Genomic DNA, 17367 nt, shown 5'->3' on the forward strand with positions numbered 1-17367 from the left:
ATAATATTGTTTCTCGAAATAAGCTGATTATTATCTGTAATGTATAGAGGTTTACTTATTGGGAGACAGGCCCTGCCCATATAAGTCACTGTTCTATCTATCCGAGCAACAGCTTGATGTTGGATAACCCTAGACCCACCCCTCACACCCGTTCTTGCTCAGTAGCCCTGAAGGCTATGCTGCTCTATCTGCTGGAATTTGAAGAAAACCTCGATCTGAGGCTTCGAGGCTTCGGGGCCTGACCGACCAGTCAGCTGTACTATACGAGGACTGATACAGCACCGCTGAAAGTTTTAGGTTCTTGGGAGGATCATACTGTGCTATACAGTTCGTATATCCTTTAGTTATTACCCTCTTCAGCTTCACCAACTAGTAATAGGTCTATTTTTATTCTTCCAAAAGGGTAATAAAGACTGATCGAAAAAATATATAGTTTTCATATCGTGAGTAATAGCAAGACCTAAGTCAACAAAAACATATCCCATAGTTCTCTCTATATATTTTTCATTTTTTATTAGCTCGTCTAAAACATCTTTAGAGAATAATTTTAATTCATTATAAAGTATAGAAGTGTTTTTATTACTTATCACGACTTGAGTTAATTTATTTTTGTCAAATCTCACTAAAATATTTTCATCAAACTCAATAACTTGTTTTGCTGAAATTTCTTTTGGAATATTAAAATTATTTTCTTCTGAAAATAGTTTAGGATCTGTTCCGAATTTAAAATTTCCCACAGCTGTATATGGAATAAAGTATAGGTTATGAGCAGCTCTTTTTGTCGTTTCCCGCTGATTCTCTTGGATTTCTTCATACGTTAAGAACGAACTTTTTTCATATTCTCTTTTTAATGTCTTATCATAAATTAGAACTTCGTTAAATATTTTCCTCTCCCAGTCTATATATAAACTTAGGTTATACTGAGGGAATATATAAAATGAGTTATCCTCAACCAATGGGTTTTCATCCTCTAAGAAAGAAATTAGGCTCTCAAATGATACAACCTTGCCGTTTATATCAAAAGATTGAACCTCCCTCATAGAGACTGTAATGAGTATTGACTCTGACAATACTTTATGTTTTCTATCAAACTCCAAAAAATATACGGGATCATTAATTATTGATTCTGCTAAGTCCTTCTTTTTTCGTCCTACCTGTATGCTGTTTAAAGTATTTTTCCTGATTTTTAACATTTTGTATACTTCCTTTTTAATTGATTGCACTCTTTAAATACATTCTCTTTAATGGTGCAATAAATTATTTACATTATACCTTGGCTATATATTTTTCCAAATTCTCATTGAATATTGCGAATATTTAAATTTATGGTCTTTACAAATTTACTTTTCTTTACGCACATCAACTATATCAAATTTCAAATTAATTCCCTGTATTTTAAAACCTTTGTTTAAGAAAATACTAATTGCTTCTTTGGTAGATTCTAAAAAATAGTCCTCTAAATCTGTAAATCCCTTAGTGCTAAATTCAGTAAGAAAAAAATTATTAGGATTCGCTTTAGGCCTATGAAGGTACCTTTCCTCTGGTAGCCCCCAAGATATTTGATTGCTATTAGGAATTGGTATGATAACTGAAAATATTTTCCTCTTTATCTTGGGGTAGGTAATACCTCTTTTATATACCCCAAGAAAGCTCTTACTATATTCTTGAGTTTCAAGCCAATAAATATTAGTCGGGTTTATGTGAAACTCTATGACCCAATCATTTAGTTGTTCATGAGATAATCGTGGTTTAATGTGATTAAAAAAATTCTGAAGATTCTGCTGTAAGATATGACTATACGGAAAGTCAATAATGGTTCCTATAACTGAAAATTTTAATTCCACAATATAAATAATCCTTATCAATAAAATTAATTTGTTTTCTATTAACCAGATCGATATTTTGGATACAATAACTACCCTTCCTTAAAATTATAGTATATATTACTTTAAGGGCATATGTTAGAGGGTGGGCTGTGCCAGGATTAGGGTAGGGAATTGATGTTTAGGGTTAGGGTATCTTAGCTCAGGTAACTGGTGAGTAGATTTTACTAGAGCAGTGAATTGTATGACGGTGAGTCCGGTTGGTACTGTAAAAAGACAACGATTCCTTCTGCGCATGTGATTGGAGGTTAGCCATTTTCACCATCGTATGCTCGTGCCAGTAAGGGGTCGTTATCTCCACCCCTTAAAAAGAGTTATCCGCTTATTTAGATTATTTGACATGTTTCGGAGGATAAAATATCTGCATAAAGCATCTTATAAATTAACTTATGTATAACGATGGACATCCAAGTTATTGTTATCCCAGTGAATCACCAAAGTTACCTGTACTCAATTTATTGTAGTTAGAATTAGAATTTTGAAATGTTCTTTATCATTGAAAGAGTAAGTAATGAGTAAATCTCAACAAAAATGGTTAAATAATGAATTAATTGGGGTGAATAGTGTTCTGTACAATAGTTCTTCCGAAACCATTACATTAATAAATTTTTATAAAATGGACAATGGTGAAAGGCTTGCGTTTCCATTTTGCGACACGACTATTAACAGTCTAGAAAAATATAACAAAGATATTTGGACAGAGATTCAAGAATATAAGAGCATACCGTACAAAAATGATGAAATTATTAAATTTGGAGAAGGGGCGATGGGAAATGAAGGGTTTATCTGTGTAACCGATAAAAATAATACATTAAAATGGTCTATATTTTTTGAAGACAGTAACCCTATCATCGATTGTAAAATATGTGAAGAAAAATTATCATTGACATCTTCGAATGGGCAAAAAATAACTGTAAACATCAAAAACCTATTGGAAATAAAAATTACCGGTATGTAGTAAATATATTTCATAGCAGATCGTAACTTGCGTAAAATTTTAAATATAGGTAATGTATGCCCCAATATATACATATGATGTGTTTTGGTTTAGACGATCAGGGTATTCCGTTGTAGCCATCTGATGAAGCTTGATCTATAAATTCTCGATAAAATTTATCTGATCAATAATATTGTTCTTTGTGAAAATAAGCTGATTATTATTTTTGTCTGTAACATGTATAATGTCTTTGATTTTTGTGCTGGGCTGACCTAAATCTCCAATAATAAAAAATATTAAAATATTAGTTGTGTAAAGATCTTCATTCGTTAACTCCCACACCATCTCAGACCCCGAGACATGGAATATGTCCGATCTGGCGGTATTTCGGATTCTCCACCCGTGTTCCAAGAGAAGATCCATGAATCTGTTCATCTCTTCATCATTCATAGTTAGTAACCTTTATTTCTGTGGCAACTGGAGGGAAACAAGGGCTAATGCTTATTCCTTATCATCCACAGCGAATGCTTGATAAAAATACCGGAGAAAACAAGTTCAGCAATGGGTACAGCGAATACAAGCACAAGAATGAGTACTTCACCGGCGGCACCCGTCGGGAGAGTTGAGTTAATGTTATCCAGAGTTGGCAGTATATAAAAAATAATCCCTAGAAGAGAAAAAATAAACCCAAATATATTAATAATACAAACCCGCACAGGGTGCAGATTATTTTTTACAGATTTCCATCCAAAAATATGACAGAAAGGATACAACAGATATATAAATAGTATTGCGGCGGTCACAAATACCATAAGGTACTCTAGCGAATAGAATAAATCATCGGAGTACTTACTGTTGCTATAGGATTGCACATCGTTCATGAACGCCAGCAGCAGTATAATAGCGCCCACTATATGCAATACAATAAGAGGCCCCACGGTGCACAGGCGCACGAGATAAAAGCGGGAGTATTTTTGAACTATCGCAGCATACGTTGACGGCTGTGCCTCAGGGGCAGCCGACGCTAAAGGCTGCGAAAAATTTGGTGACGAGGCCATATGCTGCGGCGGGTCTGTGTTCATTCTGCGTGCGCTCTTTCATCCAGGTTCTCCCGCTACTAGTGTATACAAAAAGGTGAAACCAAACTATAGATTTGGTTCCCGCCGAATAGCCTCTTGACCTGCCTATACACCGCCTGTACAGTCACAGAATAACCGTGCTCACTAATTGTAAGGAGTCTTTATGCGTGCAGACTACTCTCAGCTTGTCCCGAATCTTTCAAAGCAATGATGGCCTTGGAAGGTACTCTGACACTAGAGACCACCATTAAAGAACTCGTTAAACTGCATATCTCACAGATTAACGGGTGCACGTTCTGCACAGATATGCACGCCAAAGAAGCTAAACTTCACGGCGAGCGGGAGCTGCGCCTGTACCATCTGCCGGTTTGGCGCGAATCACCGCTTTTTATGGATAAAGAACGTGTTGCGCTGGAGTGGGCCGAGAAACTCACCCGCCTTGAAGGTTCACATGTGAGCGATGCCGACTACGCGCAGGTGAGTGCACAGTTTGACGAGAAGGAACTAGCGGAGCTGACCTTTGTTATTACCGTTATTAATGCGTGGAACCGTCTCGGGGTGGCCTACGCGACCGACCCCGGAAGCGCGGATAAGATGATGGGCCTTGACAAAGCCAGGCTGCAATAGCGCACACCCATACGCTCAGGTACACGCTAAAAGACCCGCAGGGTCGCAAGGCGAAAGAATGAAACATGAATAACCCACCCGGGCTATGGAGGAACTTGCCCGGGTGGGTGGGTCTATATAAGGGGCGTCGCAGCAGAGAACGTTGCAGAGGCCCGGTTGTTATCGCACCAGTACTTCCCGTGAAGGTAGGTTAGTGCTGCTGGGGTGCGGGGGCGGCATACGGCACGATTGCGCGCACCGACGTTGGTCCTTCCGCTGGGCTGCTGACGAACATTTCCCCGTCGAAGGTGGCGAGCCTGCGGCGAATGCCTTCCAACCCGCCGGATGCTTTGCTGCCCAGCGCATCCTGTGGGATACCGCCGGTGCCATCATCCTGCACTTCCAACATAATGAGCGATTTACCCTGCGTAATACTCACGGTAATATTTTGGGCGTTCGCGTGTTTGACGGCGTTCGTGACCAGCTCCGCCGCCGCGTGCAGGCCGTACTGCACCTGCTGCGGAATGGGTGAGGCGGCTGCCCTATGCGGGGGCAGCACCCCACAGGTCTTTCGCCAAGCGGTCAATATGAATCGTCAAATAGGTCAGCTCATCCTGGGTGAGTGGCTGCTGAAGCTGCATCTCAAGAAGCAGCAGCACCTTCTGTGCGCACGCGTGGGCGCGTGGCGCATCCGCGCGTAAAGCCGCCAGCAGGCTCGGCTGCGAAATCCCGGCACCTGCCGCCCCGATCTTGCCCTGATCGGCGCGCACAAACAGGTACCGCAGGTGCGTAATGAACCGTGCCGCGGACATGGAGGCCGGGTCGATAGCGCGCCTGTACGCCACCTCAATCACCTCAAAAACCTGCGCAAACACCTCCGTCATACGGAATGCCCGCGACATGTCGGCGGTCGCAAACTGGGCGTTTACCAGGTGCAGCGCCAGCGGGATCGCCTCGTTCGTGTTCAGCTCCACGCTCATGCGCTCGCGCACCAGGTTCAGGGCACGGTGGCCGTAGGTCACCTCGTGCGGGTACAGCAGGTTCACCTCGGGCGCGAGCGGGTAATCCACGCGCAGCCCGTCACGGGCGCGTATGACCGCGTAGTGCAGGTGGTCTGCGAACGGGATAATGAAAGAGTTTGAGAGCTCAATCTCGGTGTCGTTGCGGGCGTCGCCCTCTATTTCGGTGGCTATCGCCAGAATATCGGCAGGAATTTCGGACAGCGACCAGCTGAGCCGTTCCGCCGAGATACCCTGCTCAGGGACGAAGGTCTGCTCAACTTTCGCGGGGTTAACCATGTCCCCTTTGCGTTTACCAAACGCCAGCCCGCGGCCGATCACCACCGCCTGCTTACCGAAAGTATCGACGGTGAGGGCCACATTATTGTTGTAGATGCGGCTGATGCGCATGGTCCTCTCCTTTCCGTCGGCTCTCGGGTATTTCCTCAAATTTTACCGTCACCCTCAGCTATAAGAGCCTGCCGCAGCGGTTCATTCCCGCAAAAAGGCGGAAAGTTCAGGGGGAAGGTGCCGAAAACCGGCAGTGTGCGACGCGCTGAAGGGGCGTAAGCACCGGTACTAGGTGGTGAAAGGTGCGCGTTACAATGAAACAAGGGTGACCAAAACGTCACCACCATGATTATCGATAAATAACGAGGGAGTTATATGTTTAAATCCCGCCGAATTGTGGCACCGCTATGTGCCGGTGCCTGTCTACTTCTGGGGTTGAGCGCGTGCTCTTCGGCATCTAATAGTTCACCGCAGGCGGGTGCGTCGTCAACTGCCTCGGCGAGCGCCTCCGCCACTACACCGGATGCTGCTGACGGGAAGCTCCCCCTCGGTTTAACTGAAGATAATAAAGCTGGCGATAGCCGCCCCCGCTCGAAGGTGAAAGATGTTGCCACAGGCGCGACAGTGAACCCGGACGGGTCGTGGACGTACACCGCCTCCAACGGCACCGTTATGACCACTAACGCCGACGGCACCTGGACCTGGAAAAACCAGAAAGAAGGCACTGAGGCCACCCTGCACGCTGACGGCTCGTGGGATCACATTATGAATAATGAGATGATCCACCGGCAGGTGCATGTTAACGCTGACGGCACCTGGACTATGGATGACAGGAAAGTGGGGCATTTCGAGACGCACACTGACGGCGGCTGGAAACACACCCACGGCACCACCGAAAACACCGGCAACGCCGACGGGACGGCGGTAAGTAAGAGCGCGTCGGGTCAGCGTCAGCTCTCCCGTAAGGAATGGCCCGTGGTGCCTCCCGCCCCCGCAACGGTGGTCTCTGAGGACGGGGTGGGCGGTGAGAGCGTGCTGCCGCTGCAGCCCCGTAAGGGCCTGAAACCGGGTACGAAAGTGATCTACGTTGTCCCAGGCTCTGAAGAAGACCTGAAAGCCACCGCCGAGCAGGAGGGGCTGCTGCTGACCGACGACAATAAGGCGGGCACCGAACGCCCGCGCTCAAAGCACAAGCTCAAAGCAAATGCCACGGTGAATGAGGACGGATCGTGGACGTACTCTGATGCTAAGGGCGTCACCATGACGGTTGCAGCCGATGGCACCTGGACCCAGAAGGACGCTAACGGTAACACCTCCGCGTTGCACGCTGACGGGTCGTGGGATGAGTATATTGCCTCCCGCGATGAGACTGTGCACGTTAAAGCCGATGGCGGCTGGAGCTGGGAGTATAAGGGCGGTGCCGAAGACCTGGTGAAAGGTAACCATAAGATCACGGTGAACGCGGACGGCTCGTGGCGTAATGAGACCGAGTCGTTCGTGCTGTACGGTACCGCGGAGGGCAAGGCGTACCAGGAGAAACCTGTTGCGCGTGAGCTGTCGAAGAAGGATGCACCGAAGGGCATTCCTAGCGCCCCCACCGTGCTTGAGCCGAACGGCCCGGGCGGCGGCGGTGTGGTGCCGCTTAAACCGCGCACCCCGTTGAAGGCCGGGCAGAAAGTGAGCTCGTAGCCCGGCGGTTCCCTGATAGCCCCGGCGGGGCGGCGCCTTCACGCGACGTTTCGCCGGGGTTCTTCTACGATTGCGCGGGAGACACCGTGATGCGTGCCCTCACTCTCAAAGGTGGCGCACGATAAAATTTAAGGGAACAGGTGCCCTACCTTCCGGAGGCTGCCGTGGCACCTGAAACTATCGCCGGTGAAAGAGAGAACACATGTTTACGCCCCGTTACCGTGTGGCGCCGTTATGCTCTGGTGCCGTCTTATTGGTGGTGCTAAGCGCTTGCACCGCCAACCCCACGTATGAGGAGCGGGCCGCCACTCCGGCCCCGTCCACCTCAACAAGCTACACCGTGCCTGTGGGCCAAGTGGACGAGTATAAGGCGGGCAGGCCCCGGCCGAGCGCATCCGGTGGGACTACCCCGGCGGGTGCAAAAATTAATGGTGACGGGTCGTGGGAGTATAAGGACGCGAATGTGAGCGTGCACGTGCACCCGGATGGCACCTGGGAGTGGTCCAATAGCGGCGGGGATAAGGCGAACCTGAAAGCTGATGGCACGTGGGAGAGCTATATCGCTAAAACTAAGGAACGCACCCGGGTGAACCCGGACGGCAGCTGGATTCGGGTGGTGGATCATGTGAGCTATGACCTGGTCCCGTCTGGGCTGGGGATGGCGGTGAACACGGACGGTTCATGGCGTCAGCAGGCCGAGCATGTGACCCTGTACGGCACATCGGACGGGAAGGTGTACCAGCAGAAGCCGGATATGCGTGAGGTTGGCCCGGACCGAATACCCGATGAGACCCCGGCGTTGCCCACTATTTATGGGCAGGATGGTGTGGGGGATAAGAGCATCATCCCGCTGCGCCCGCGCACCCCGCTGAAGGCGGGTCAGAAAAACGTCCCCTAACTGGTGATAGAACACCACAAAACGCATAAGCATGTAAAACTGTGCATAGTGGGTCTTGGGTGAAGGTATGGCTGGTTTAGCCAGCAAGGTACACTTAAAGATGCTGCACAACCCACACTGCTGCATATTCACTGAAGTGGTGTTGTGGGGCATTATTATTCACCGTTGAAAAGAGAATGCATATGTTGACGCCCCGTCGTTTCGCCGCGCCACTATCGGCCAGTGTTGCCTTGGTTTTGGTGCTGAGCGCCTGCACCACTAGCTCCGTGAAATCGCAGGAAAGTTCCCCGACTATGAGCGAGTCTTCCGCAGCCGCCGCTACGAGCGAGTCCTCCCCGGTGAACACGGCAGCTGCCTCCGAATCGGCGGACGATAAGCTGCCCGTAGGCCTGACCGACGACAATAAAGCCGGTAAACCGCGCCCGCGCTCATCCATGAAAGACACCCTCAAAGGTGCAACCATTAATGAGGACGGCTCGTGGACATACGATAAGCCCGACGGCACAGTCATGACCACTAACGCCGACGGCACCTGGCACTGGAAGGACGAAAAGAACGGGCAGGAAGCCACCCTGCACGCCGACGGCTCATGGGATTATTCCACCCACAACGAGTATGTGAAGAAAACTATTCACATGAACGCAGACGGCACATGGAGGCAGAAAGACGAGAAGACCGGTGACTCCACAGAAACCCGTGCCGATGGCAGCTGGGAAAACCACGAAGGCGGCGGTAAGTACGTAACCACCGGTACGACGGAGGGAACCGCGACGAAGAAGAACACGGCCACCGGGGAGGAACGTGAAATCCCCAAGGAAGGTTTTCCCGTGGTTCCCCCAGCGCCCCATACGCAGGTGACGGAGAATGTTGTGGGTCCCAATAGTGTGGTTCCGCTCAAACCCCGTGCTGGTCTCAAACCCGGTTTGAAAGTCACCTATGCTGTTCCCGGATCTGAGGAGGATAAGCAGGCCTCAGCTGAGGCGGACGGTACCGCCCTGACCGACGACAATAAGGCCGGTAAACCGCGCCCGCGTTCCACCGATAAATACTCCGAATCCAACGCCACCATTAATGAGGACGGCTCATGGACGCACACCACCGTCGGTGGCGTGGAGGTCAAGGTGAACGCCGACGGCACCTGGGAGTGGAAGAGCACAAAAGACGGCTCGTCTGCCGCCCTGCACGCTGATGGTTCCTGGGACTTTGACGACGTGAAATATCAGCAGAAAATTCATGTGAACGCTGACGGCTCGTGGACCTGGGAGGATCAACGGAACCAATCCGTTACTGTAACCCACGCGGACGGCTCGTGGCGGTACGAGGACGACAGGTCACTCGATACCGGCCTGGCAGATGGCACCGCCCACCACGTGGATAAACAGCACAGCAACTTTAACCGGGAAATCAAGAAAGAGCACTTCCCGGCGAAAGTACCCGGATTCCCCACCTCTTACGTCTCAAAGAACGGCGTGGGCCCCAATAGTGTGGTTCCGCTCAAGCCCCGCACCCCGCTGAAAGTGGGGCAGAAAGCCGTTTCGTAGCTGAGCCGGTTCGCCGCTGGGGCCGCCGTGCGGTACCGGTGGCGGGCGAGAAATACGCGTATTGTGCAGGCCGGATACTACCCGTTGAGTGGGGAGCATCCGGCCTGCACGCGTCTTTAAAGCTGGGGGTTTACTGGGGGAACGGTGGGAGCTGGCTACGGGTTCTCTGTACATCGTAACGAGCACCGGTGAGGTGCCGCCGCAGCCACTGCCCCGGTTCATATACTGAGGGTAACGGCACCCGGTGCGCCGCACACCGACATACGTTATGAAGAAGGAAAACTCCAATGAAGAAGACCAACCGCAACCGTATGGCAGCCCCCGTCTCGGCCTCATTCGCCCTCTTGCTGGCGTTGAGTGCCTGCTCATCATCCGGGGTGAACCAGGGAGGGGGCACCAATAATTCGGGGTCGTCAGAATCTGCATCCGCCCCAACGGAGGACGGGCGGCAGATAGTTGGTCTGGGAGACGACAATAAGGCAGGCAAACCCCGCCCCCGCTCCGAACGTGAAACTCGTGGTAATCAGAACCAGGTGAAATCTGATGGGTCGTGGACGGAGAAAACCTTGTCTGGCCAGGAAAAAATAACTGTGAATGCTGACGGCACTTGGGTGAATAAAACTGGTGAGAAGGAATTTACGCTTCACGCCGACGGCTCGTGGGAATCCACCGAAAAACTGTCTAATTCAAAAACCGTAATCCACGTTAACCCTGACGGCTCGTGGAGCATTCAAGAGCAACGCAAAGAAAATAAAGAGCCTTCAAATAAGGCAGAGGTTCGCGCCGACGGCACCTGGGAGGTAGACGAGCTCGGCGTTAAATATGTTGGTAAGGCTGATGGTACAGCCACCAAGAAAGACTCCAAAGCAGATGAAGAGAAACCTATTTCTCGCAGCGAATGGCCCGATATTTTCCCCAAGTACGTGGCATCGCTCTACAAGGAAGATGGAAGCTTGGTAACTTCCGTCCCGAAAGACGGTGTTATTCCCCTGAAACCGCGTACCGCCCTGCCGTTGGGCGTCTCCGCTAAAAAGGCTGTACCCGAAACTGATGAATACCGCAGGGACCTTGCTGAGCTTGAAGGCACGCTTCTGACAGATGAGAATAAGGCCGGTAAGCCGCGCCCGCGCCCTGAACGTGAAGTAAACCCGCAAGCCAAGGTTAACCCTGACGGCTCATGGAGCTGGAATAAAGGGGACACTGAGCTGACTGTCGCCACCGATGGCACCTGGGTTCAACATGAGAAAGCGGTGGGGCAGAAAACAACGACCCTGTACGCCGACGGCTCGTGGGAAGAGAAGGAAACTAAGAGTGGCGGTGAGGAAGCTGTCACGCACGTTAACCCTGACGGCACTTGGCGTACGACCGACGGTTCCAGGAAAGAAGAGCTGCATGCTGACGGGACGTGGCGCTCAGAGAGTAGCGGCGGGTTCGTCACCTACAGCGATGTCAACGGCAAAGTGTACATGGAAGGCTCAAGCGGTAAGCCGTTCGAGATTACGAATGAAACGTATACAACTGTGCGCACCCCCAGTGTTCCATCACCCAGGGTGGGGTATGGTCTCGGTATCGGTGGGAGAGGCGTCCTGCCGCTGACCCCGCGTAAACCGCTGTACCCCGGGCAGAAGGCCTTCTCGTAGGAGAGAGTGTAAGGAATCTGGCAATGACAATCTTACGCTATCACCGTGTTCTTGCATCCATCTCAGCAGGTACCGCGCTGACACTGGTTTTAAGCTCGTGTGCTGTGTTTTCCGCGAGGAAAGAAGAAACAATACCGCGCGCCCCAGAACGCCCGGTGGCTTCCAGCTCATACAGCCCATACAGCAGGTACACCAAACCCGAAATGCCAGCCTGCCCGGAGCCCGGCAAATTCAACCCGGCTGAGGCCACCTCATCCGCCACGGCCTCTGCGTCCGTGTCACCCAGCGCCACCCCGTCAGCATCTGGCGGCGAGGTGCGCACCGTTGGTCTGACCGACGACAATAAGGCCGGTAAACCCCGCCCGCGCTCGCAGGGGGGAACCAGCAAGTATGTGACGGTGCATGATGACGGCTCTTGGAAGTATTCCCCTGATAAAGACCGGGAGCTGACCGTGAACGCTGACGGCACCTGGTCATATCGATCAGACGGTTATCGTCATCAGGAAGTTACACTTCACGCCGACGGGTCGTGGGATACTGTGGAAAATAGCAAATCCACGCAGGAGAAAACGCACGTCAACCCTGACGGGTCGTGGGATACAGTTACTAAATATGAGGCCGAAGAGGGGAAAGAAGCTGTAGAGGCCCGAGAACAGGTGCGCCCTGACGGCAGCTGGGAGAAGAAAGGTCGCTACCAAACCATTATTGGCAGTGCGGACGGAACCGTCACAATCACCGATTCGGAGAATGGGCAGCAGAGTACCTCAGTAAGCCCCGCGTGGAGCCTCGTGAAACCCTTCGACTACGAGCGATCGTCTATCGTGCAGCGGACAGAAGATATTAAATACGGTGTGGGAAGTAACGGCGTCATCCCGCTGATACCGCGTACACCCTTGCCCAGGGGTGTAAAGGCCGTACAGGCACCCGTTGGTTCCGAACAGGAACGTGTCGCCATAGCGCAGCAGCAGCGGCTTGTCCTCACCGATGATAATAAGGCGGGTAAAGAGCCACGCCGTCGGGAAACGGAGCCCCATGATTGGGGCCTAAGCAACGTTCACCTCAAAGATGATGGGTCTTACTCATATTCCACTAAAGAAGAAGATGTAACCGCTGAAGTTGCCGCCGACGGTACATGGAAATCCAAAAATAGTGACGGTGACACCACAACCTTGAACGCGGACGGGTCATGGGACTCCTACACCGAAAAAACCAAGGTGAATATGCATGTGAACCCGAACGGCACGTGGGTGAAGAAAACCGGGGAATCCACAAAGATACAGATGTTTGCCAACGGCTCATGGTGCTATGAATACAAGGACAGCGAAATCACCTACGGTACCCCCGACGGCAAAATCTATGAGGGCGTTTCGGATAAGAAATGGAGGGAAGTTGCACAAAAAACTTGGGAGAACCGGAGCAGCGATAAAAGCATAAAAGACCCGGAAACCCCCCTCGCGCCATTAACTGTTAAAGATGGTGTTATACCCCTAAGGGCGCGTAACCCCATAGCCGCAGGGCAGAAAGCATTCCCATAAAACACAGCACCGCTAACACTGTAACCGGTGAATACAGCAGTACCCGCCCGCTACGGTTCGCTCCGTACGCGGGCGTTGCTGTACCCGGCTGCGCTGCCTCCAGGAAGGGCTTTTGCGTTAAATGTTAAAACGCCTGGCGTTAAATAATTGCCCGACAGGGGATTCTAAAAACCTTGAAATACCAAGGGAAAACGGCTCTCCCCGTTAAATATCAGATTCGTGCCTGTTAAATAATGCTGTTTGGGAAGTCTCTGCCGGTGATGTGAAAGACCTGCTTCCCGGCTCCTCCGCAGTGCGCAGTAAACAACTGAAAAGCCTGCTTGACCGCGACCTGCTCTACCGGCCTGAAGGCACCCGCAAATACAGTGCACGGGCGTGGGGTAACGACCTAAGTATCCACCTGGTGCGCAGGCTCGACGAGTTGGGGATGCTCCCATCAATCCTGCGGGACGGGCTATAGACAAAACCCACAAAGCCGCAATAGCGGATGGGATGAGAGCATCGCGAAAAGGATCCTGCGCCCAGGGGCGTGTTTTAGCGGCCTCAAAAAAGTCTAAAGGGTATATTAGAAGAGGAAAACGCCCATAAACCCATAATATTCACCGGTAAGGAATTACTATGCATAAGCTTCGCATACTTTCCGTAGGCGCGGTCATGGTTCTCGCACTCAGCGCCTGCACCGCAGCCTCCACCTCAAGCTCATCCAGCTCAAAATCACAGTCCGCCAGCAGCAGCCGAGCCTCAAGCGCAGCATCATCAAGCTACACGGCATCCGCCACCCCCACCCCAAAAGAACAAATTGACGCCAAAGAACTCATTGAACACCCCGAAAAAGCGCGGGAATATAACTTCTTCACCGACGTAAAATTCCCCATCACCTGCCCCGCCCATGAAGTCGGCAAAAACCCCGACAAGGTTCCCTTCGAAAGCCAGAATGCCCCCGGCGGCTCAGCTGCTCTCACCGATGATAATAAGGCCGGTAAGCCGCGCCCGCGCCCGAACGACCCCATCAGCAGCTCTGACAAACCCTGGGTAAAAATTAACGACTTCGACGGCTCCTGGACCTACATTAAGCGCGGCAGCGACCACATTGAGGTAAAAGCCGACGGCACCTGGACCGCAGAAACAGGGATGAAAAGCATGCAGCTGAACCCCGACGGCTCCTGGGACATGACCGTTAAAGAAAACGTGGGATACGGTTCTAGGCAGGTGATTCACGTGAACCCCGACGGCACCTTCCGGTACATGAAAGACAAAGAGGTAAAAACCGTGACCTGTGCGGACGGATCGTGGGTTGAGATCACTCCCCGCAGCGTGAGTGTGGGGGATAGAGATAAAGAGATTACCACCACGGTGTCCTCCGACGGGAAAATCGAGGACGAAGGATTCTCCGGCCCACGAAATACCCGCAACGATTTGAGTGTATCCGGCTACGGAGCCCCGGGGGCTGGTGGGGTGAAACCACTGAAACCTCGCAGTATCCTCAAGGGCGGGGTGCGCCTCTAACAGGGTAGGGCCGCAACGCCTGACCACTACTCGCCCACATCCCTAAGACACTGTGACGCCAAGGCAACTCCATTCCTCATCTGGTGTCACAGTGTCATTATTATGCGGTCCTGCCGGTAAGCACACAGGGGTGCGGCATCTTTAGAACGACCCCAGGGGGCGGGATACTGTGCTGTTGCTGTGAGCGGCTTATGCATCCACTATGTTGTGCGAGAAAAACGGGAAAAACCGCCACTGCACCCCCAAACTACCGCTACCCTTTAAGACATGAGTAGCAAAGCAACCGAAATCGCTAAAAATCTTCCCACCCTTGAACACCCAGACGGCAGCCCCATCCGCGCCCTTGTCGCCGACGACGAAGAGATGCTGAAAGAGCTCGTGAGCATGGGCCTGAAAATGATCGGCTGGGACGTGCAGTCTGCCACCGACGGGCCCACCGCGCTCGCCATTGCCCGTGACTGGCGGCCAGACGTACTGGTACTCGATATTATGATGCCTGGCTTTGACGGTTTGGAACTGCTGGAACGCATCCGCAAATTTTACCCCGAGGTGCCGTGCCTCTTCCTCACCGCCAAAGACTCTGTTGATAACCGTATTGAAGGGCTGGCGGCGGGTGCCGACGATTATGTGACTAAACCATTCTCAATGGAGGAGGTGATGATTCGCCTGCACCGGCTGGTGCAACGCTCGGGTGTGGCTGCGGTTGATGACGCCGAACTAGTGGTGGGAGATTTGATCCTGAACCAGGACACCCGTGAGGTGAGCCGTGGCGGCGACCCCATCACGCTTACCGCAACTCAGTTCGATTTGCTGCGCTACCTCATGGAGAACGCTAAACGCGTGGTCTCTAAAAGCCAGATTCTTGATAACGTGTGGAACTACGATTTTGGCGGGCAAGCAAATATTGTGGAGCTTTACATCTCGTATCTGCGTAAGAAGATTGATGTGGGGCGTGAGCCTATGATTCACACAGTACGCGGCGCAGGTTATGTTATACGTCCAGCTGTATAAAAACAGCAGTAAAGTTTTAAAAATCAAGGATTAATCCTCGCAAATACTGCATATAATAAATTCCGAATGTGGCATGGAAGGGTGGTTGAATGAACGTAGCGCAGAGCACGCACACAGCACCACCCCAACCCCAGGCACCCGCTAAACGCGCACGACGAAACAAAAAAGTGCGTTACTCCCCGCGTCTGCGCACCCGCCTTATTGCCATCCTCGTAAGTATGCTCGGCGTTGCCTGCATTATTATCGGCAGCTCAAGTTACGTTGCTATTCATAACTCGCTACTGGGTCAGGTTATCGCTAACCTCAACGGCACCTCCCTGCGTGCGGGTGGCGGCCCCGAAGGGGGAGAATCCAGTGGGAACCTCGCGTGCCCCACCTCGGACAATAATGCCACCGGCAAAAACCCGCTACTCATTCCCGGGCAGGTACCTGGCACACTTGGCATGTGCTTTGACCGAGACGGGCAGACCACTTTCGCAGGCATCCTCGACAGCAAAGCGCATACTCAGGGGATCTCAGACTCCGATAAGAACCTGCTCTCTGCTATCCGCCTGGGTGCCCAAGACGGCGTACCAGTGGAGGTTGAGCTGGAAAGCGGAGGCCACTACCTGGTGCAGGTCTCAAAAGGTAAGCCAGGCTCGGGAAACCTGCTGGTTGGTGTACCCATGGGCGATATGCACCAGACCTTAGCCGCCACCATCACTGTGATGGTGATTGGATCCGTGGCTGTTATGGTGCTGGCCGGGATGCTTGGCTCATATATTATTCGCCGCACCATGCGCCCGCTGGAGCGTGTTTCGGCGGTTGCCACCGACGTGGCGAACCTAAACCTGGGTGAACACACCATCTCCCAGCAGGTGAAGGTGATGCCCAAAGACGCCGACCCCAGAACCGAGGTGGGCGCGGTCGGGTACGCTCTGAACCAGCTGCTCGATAATGTGAGTTCGGCCCTTGAGGTGCGTGAACGCACCGAACAGCAGATTCGCGCTTTCATTGCGGATGCCTCCCATGAGCTCCGCACGCCCCTGGCTGCCATTAAAGGCTACTCAGATATGATGCGCTGGACAGAGGCAATGAGTGAGAATGGGCAGTCGTCGCTGGCGCGCATCGACTCGCAGACGGTGCGCATGTCGCGCCTTGTTGAAGACCTGCTGCTGCTGGCGCGTTTGGATGAGGGGCGTGAGCCGCAGTTTGAGCTGATTGACTTGACGGAGCTGCTGATTGAGTGCCTTTCTGATATGCAGGCGGCGGCCCGCACTCACGTGTGGCGGCTGGATGTGCCGGATGAGCCGGTTGAGATGATTGCTGACCGCTCACAGCTGCAGCAGGTGATTCTGAATCTGCTGTCAAACGCCCGTAAACACACGGATGACGGCACCACTGTGATTGCCGGGTTGCGGGTTTCAGCGGATCGCAGCCACGCCCTAATGACCGTGGTGGACAACGGGCCGGGGATTGACCCGCAGTTTGTGGATAAGATTTTTGACCGTTTCGCGCGCGCCGATAAGGCACGTTCCGGTTCGGACGGCACCACGGGGCTGGGACTCTCGATTGTGCAGGCGATTGTGCGCGTGCATGGCGGCACGATCTCGGTTAAATCCAGGCCAGGCCGCACCGAGTTCATGGTGCGTTTGCCGTTGGTGAGTGCGGCACCTGCGCAGGCTCGGCTGAGCGTGCAAAAGGGGGCAGGCGGGCACTAACGGCGCTGCTTCTTTTGATACGGCGGGTATTCACAAGGATGCCCGCCGTTTGC

At 52.1% G+C, this 17367-nt stretch carries 17 protein-coding genes; 11 read left to right on the forward strand and 6 right to left on the reverse strand.

From position 1 onward, the window contains the following. Positions 1-362: 362 nt before the first annotated feature. The gene (locus D8M41_RS11745; RefSeq protein ID WP_193901409.1) at positions 363-1193 is read right to left on the reverse strand and encodes a hypothetical protein; all 831 of its coding nucleotides are present in this window, start codon (positions 1191-1193) and stop codon (positions 363-365) included. Positions 1194-1340: 147 nt separating this feature from the next. Then, positions 1341-1844 (reverse strand): Imm9 family immunity protein, encoded by a 504-nt coding sequence (gene imm9 / locus D8M41_RS09405; protein WP_039955180.1) that lies wholly within the window; start codon positions 1842-1844, stop codon positions 1341-1343. A gap of 550 nt (positions 1845-2394) precedes the next feature. Here imm9 and D8M41_RS09410 point away from each other — a divergent pair. Further along, a complete protein-coding gene (locus D8M41_RS09410; RefSeq protein ID WP_006888347.1) occupies positions 2395-2841 on the forward strand; it encodes a hypothetical protein in 447 nt (148 codons plus the stop codon). A gap of 135 nt (positions 2842-2976) precedes the next feature. Here the strand turns inward: D8M41_RS09410 and D8M41_RS11520 are convergent, their stop codons facing one another. Further along, on the reverse strand, positions 2977-3270 hold the full coding sequence (locus D8M41_RS11520; protein ID WP_039955181.1) for a hypothetical protein: 294 nt from the start codon (positions 3268-3270) through the stop codon (positions 2977-2979). Between the two features lie 44 nt (positions 3271-3314). Next, positions 3315-3902, reverse strand: coding sequence for a hypothetical protein (locus tag D8M41_RS09415; protein ID WP_006888466.1), 588 nt, complete (start codon positions 3900-3902; stop codon positions 3315-3317). A gap of 213 nt (positions 3903-4115) precedes the next feature. Here D8M41_RS09415 and D8M41_RS09420 point away from each other — a divergent pair, with 213 nt between their 5' ends. Continuing rightward, entirely contained in the window at positions 4116-4526 is a 411-nt protein-coding gene (locus tag D8M41_RS09420; protein WP_232617554.1) for a carboxymuconolactone decarboxylase family protein, read from the forward strand. A 190-nt stretch (positions 4527-4716) separates the two neighbouring features. On the opposite strand, the gene D8M41_RS09425 is transcribed toward D8M41_RS09420, so the two are convergent. Together D8M41_RS09425 and D8M41_RS09430 are read right to left on the reverse strand one after the other, a co-directional pair. After that, entirely contained in the window at positions 4717-5064 is a 348-nt protein-coding gene (locus tag D8M41_RS09425) for a sensor histidine kinase (protein WP_006888566.1), read from the reverse strand. Continuing rightward, complete coding sequence (locus D8M41_RS09430) at positions 5048-5914, reverse strand: PRD domain-containing protein (RefSeq protein ID WP_126926878.1); 867 nt, start codon at positions 5912-5914, stop codon at positions 5048-5050. Before D8M41_RS09430 ends, D8M41_RS09425 begins: the two co-directional genes overlap by 17 nt. Before the next feature lie 255 nt (positions 5915-6169). Between D8M41_RS09430 and D8M41_RS09435 the strand changes: the two genes are divergently transcribed. The 9 genes from D8M41_RS09435 (at position 6170) to D8M41_RS09475 (ending at position 17314) form a co-directional block, all read left to right on the forward strand. Continuing rightward, positions 6170-7483: a hypothetical protein gene (locus tag D8M41_RS09435; RefSeq protein WP_126926879.1), complete on the forward strand. Its 1314-nt coding sequence runs from the start codon at positions 6170-6172 to the stop codon at positions 7481-7483. A gap of 202 nt (positions 7484-7685) precedes the next feature. Next, positions 7686-8381, forward strand: a complete 696-nt coding sequence (locus D8M41_RS09440) for a hypothetical protein (RefSeq protein ID WP_126926880.1) — start codon at positions 7686-7688, stop codon at positions 8379-8381. Between the two features lie 182 nt (positions 8382-8563). Continuing rightward, complete coding sequence (locus tag D8M41_RS09445; protein WP_126926881.1) at positions 8564-9922, forward strand: hypothetical protein; 1359 nt, start codon at positions 8564-8566, stop codon at positions 9920-9922. A 287-nt stretch (positions 9923-10209) separates the two neighbouring features. After that, positions 10210-11562, forward strand: a complete 1353-nt coding sequence (locus D8M41_RS09450) for a hypothetical protein (protein ID WP_126926882.1) — start codon at positions 10210-10212, stop codon at positions 11560-11562. A gap of 23 nt (positions 11563-11585) precedes the next feature. Further along, entirely contained in the window at positions 11586-13097 is a 1512-nt protein-coding gene (locus tag D8M41_RS09455) for a hypothetical protein (protein WP_126926883.1), read from the forward strand. 262 nt (positions 13098-13359) lie between these two features. Next, positions 13360-13557, forward strand: coding sequence for a hypothetical protein (locus D8M41_RS09460; RefSeq protein ID WP_023133451.1), 198 nt, complete (start codon positions 13360-13362; stop codon positions 13555-13557). 158 nt (positions 13558-13715) lie between these two features. Beyond that, entirely contained in the window at positions 13716-14603 is an 888-nt protein-coding gene (locus tag D8M41_RS09465) for a hypothetical protein (protein ID WP_023133452.1), read from the forward strand. Positions 14604-14870: 267 nt separating this feature from the next. Next, entirely contained in the window at positions 14871-15614 is a 744-nt protein-coding gene (locus tag D8M41_RS09470) for a response regulator transcription factor (RefSeq protein WP_023133453.1), read from the forward strand. An 89-nt stretch (positions 15615-15703) separates the two neighbouring features. Next, positions 15704-17314 carry a sensor histidine kinase gene (locus D8M41_RS09475; protein WP_006888619.1) on the forward strand — a complete coding sequence of 537 codons (1611 nt, stop codon included), beginning with the start codon at positions 15704-15706 and terminating at the stop codon, positions 17312-17314. Positions 17315-17367 lie beyond the last annotated feature (53 nt).

This window comes from Rothia sp. HSID18069 (assembly GCF_003989155.1).
In the GTDB taxonomy this organism is placed as follows: Bacteria; Actinomycetota; Actinomycetes; order Actinomycetales; family Micrococcaceae; genus Rothia; species Rothia aeria.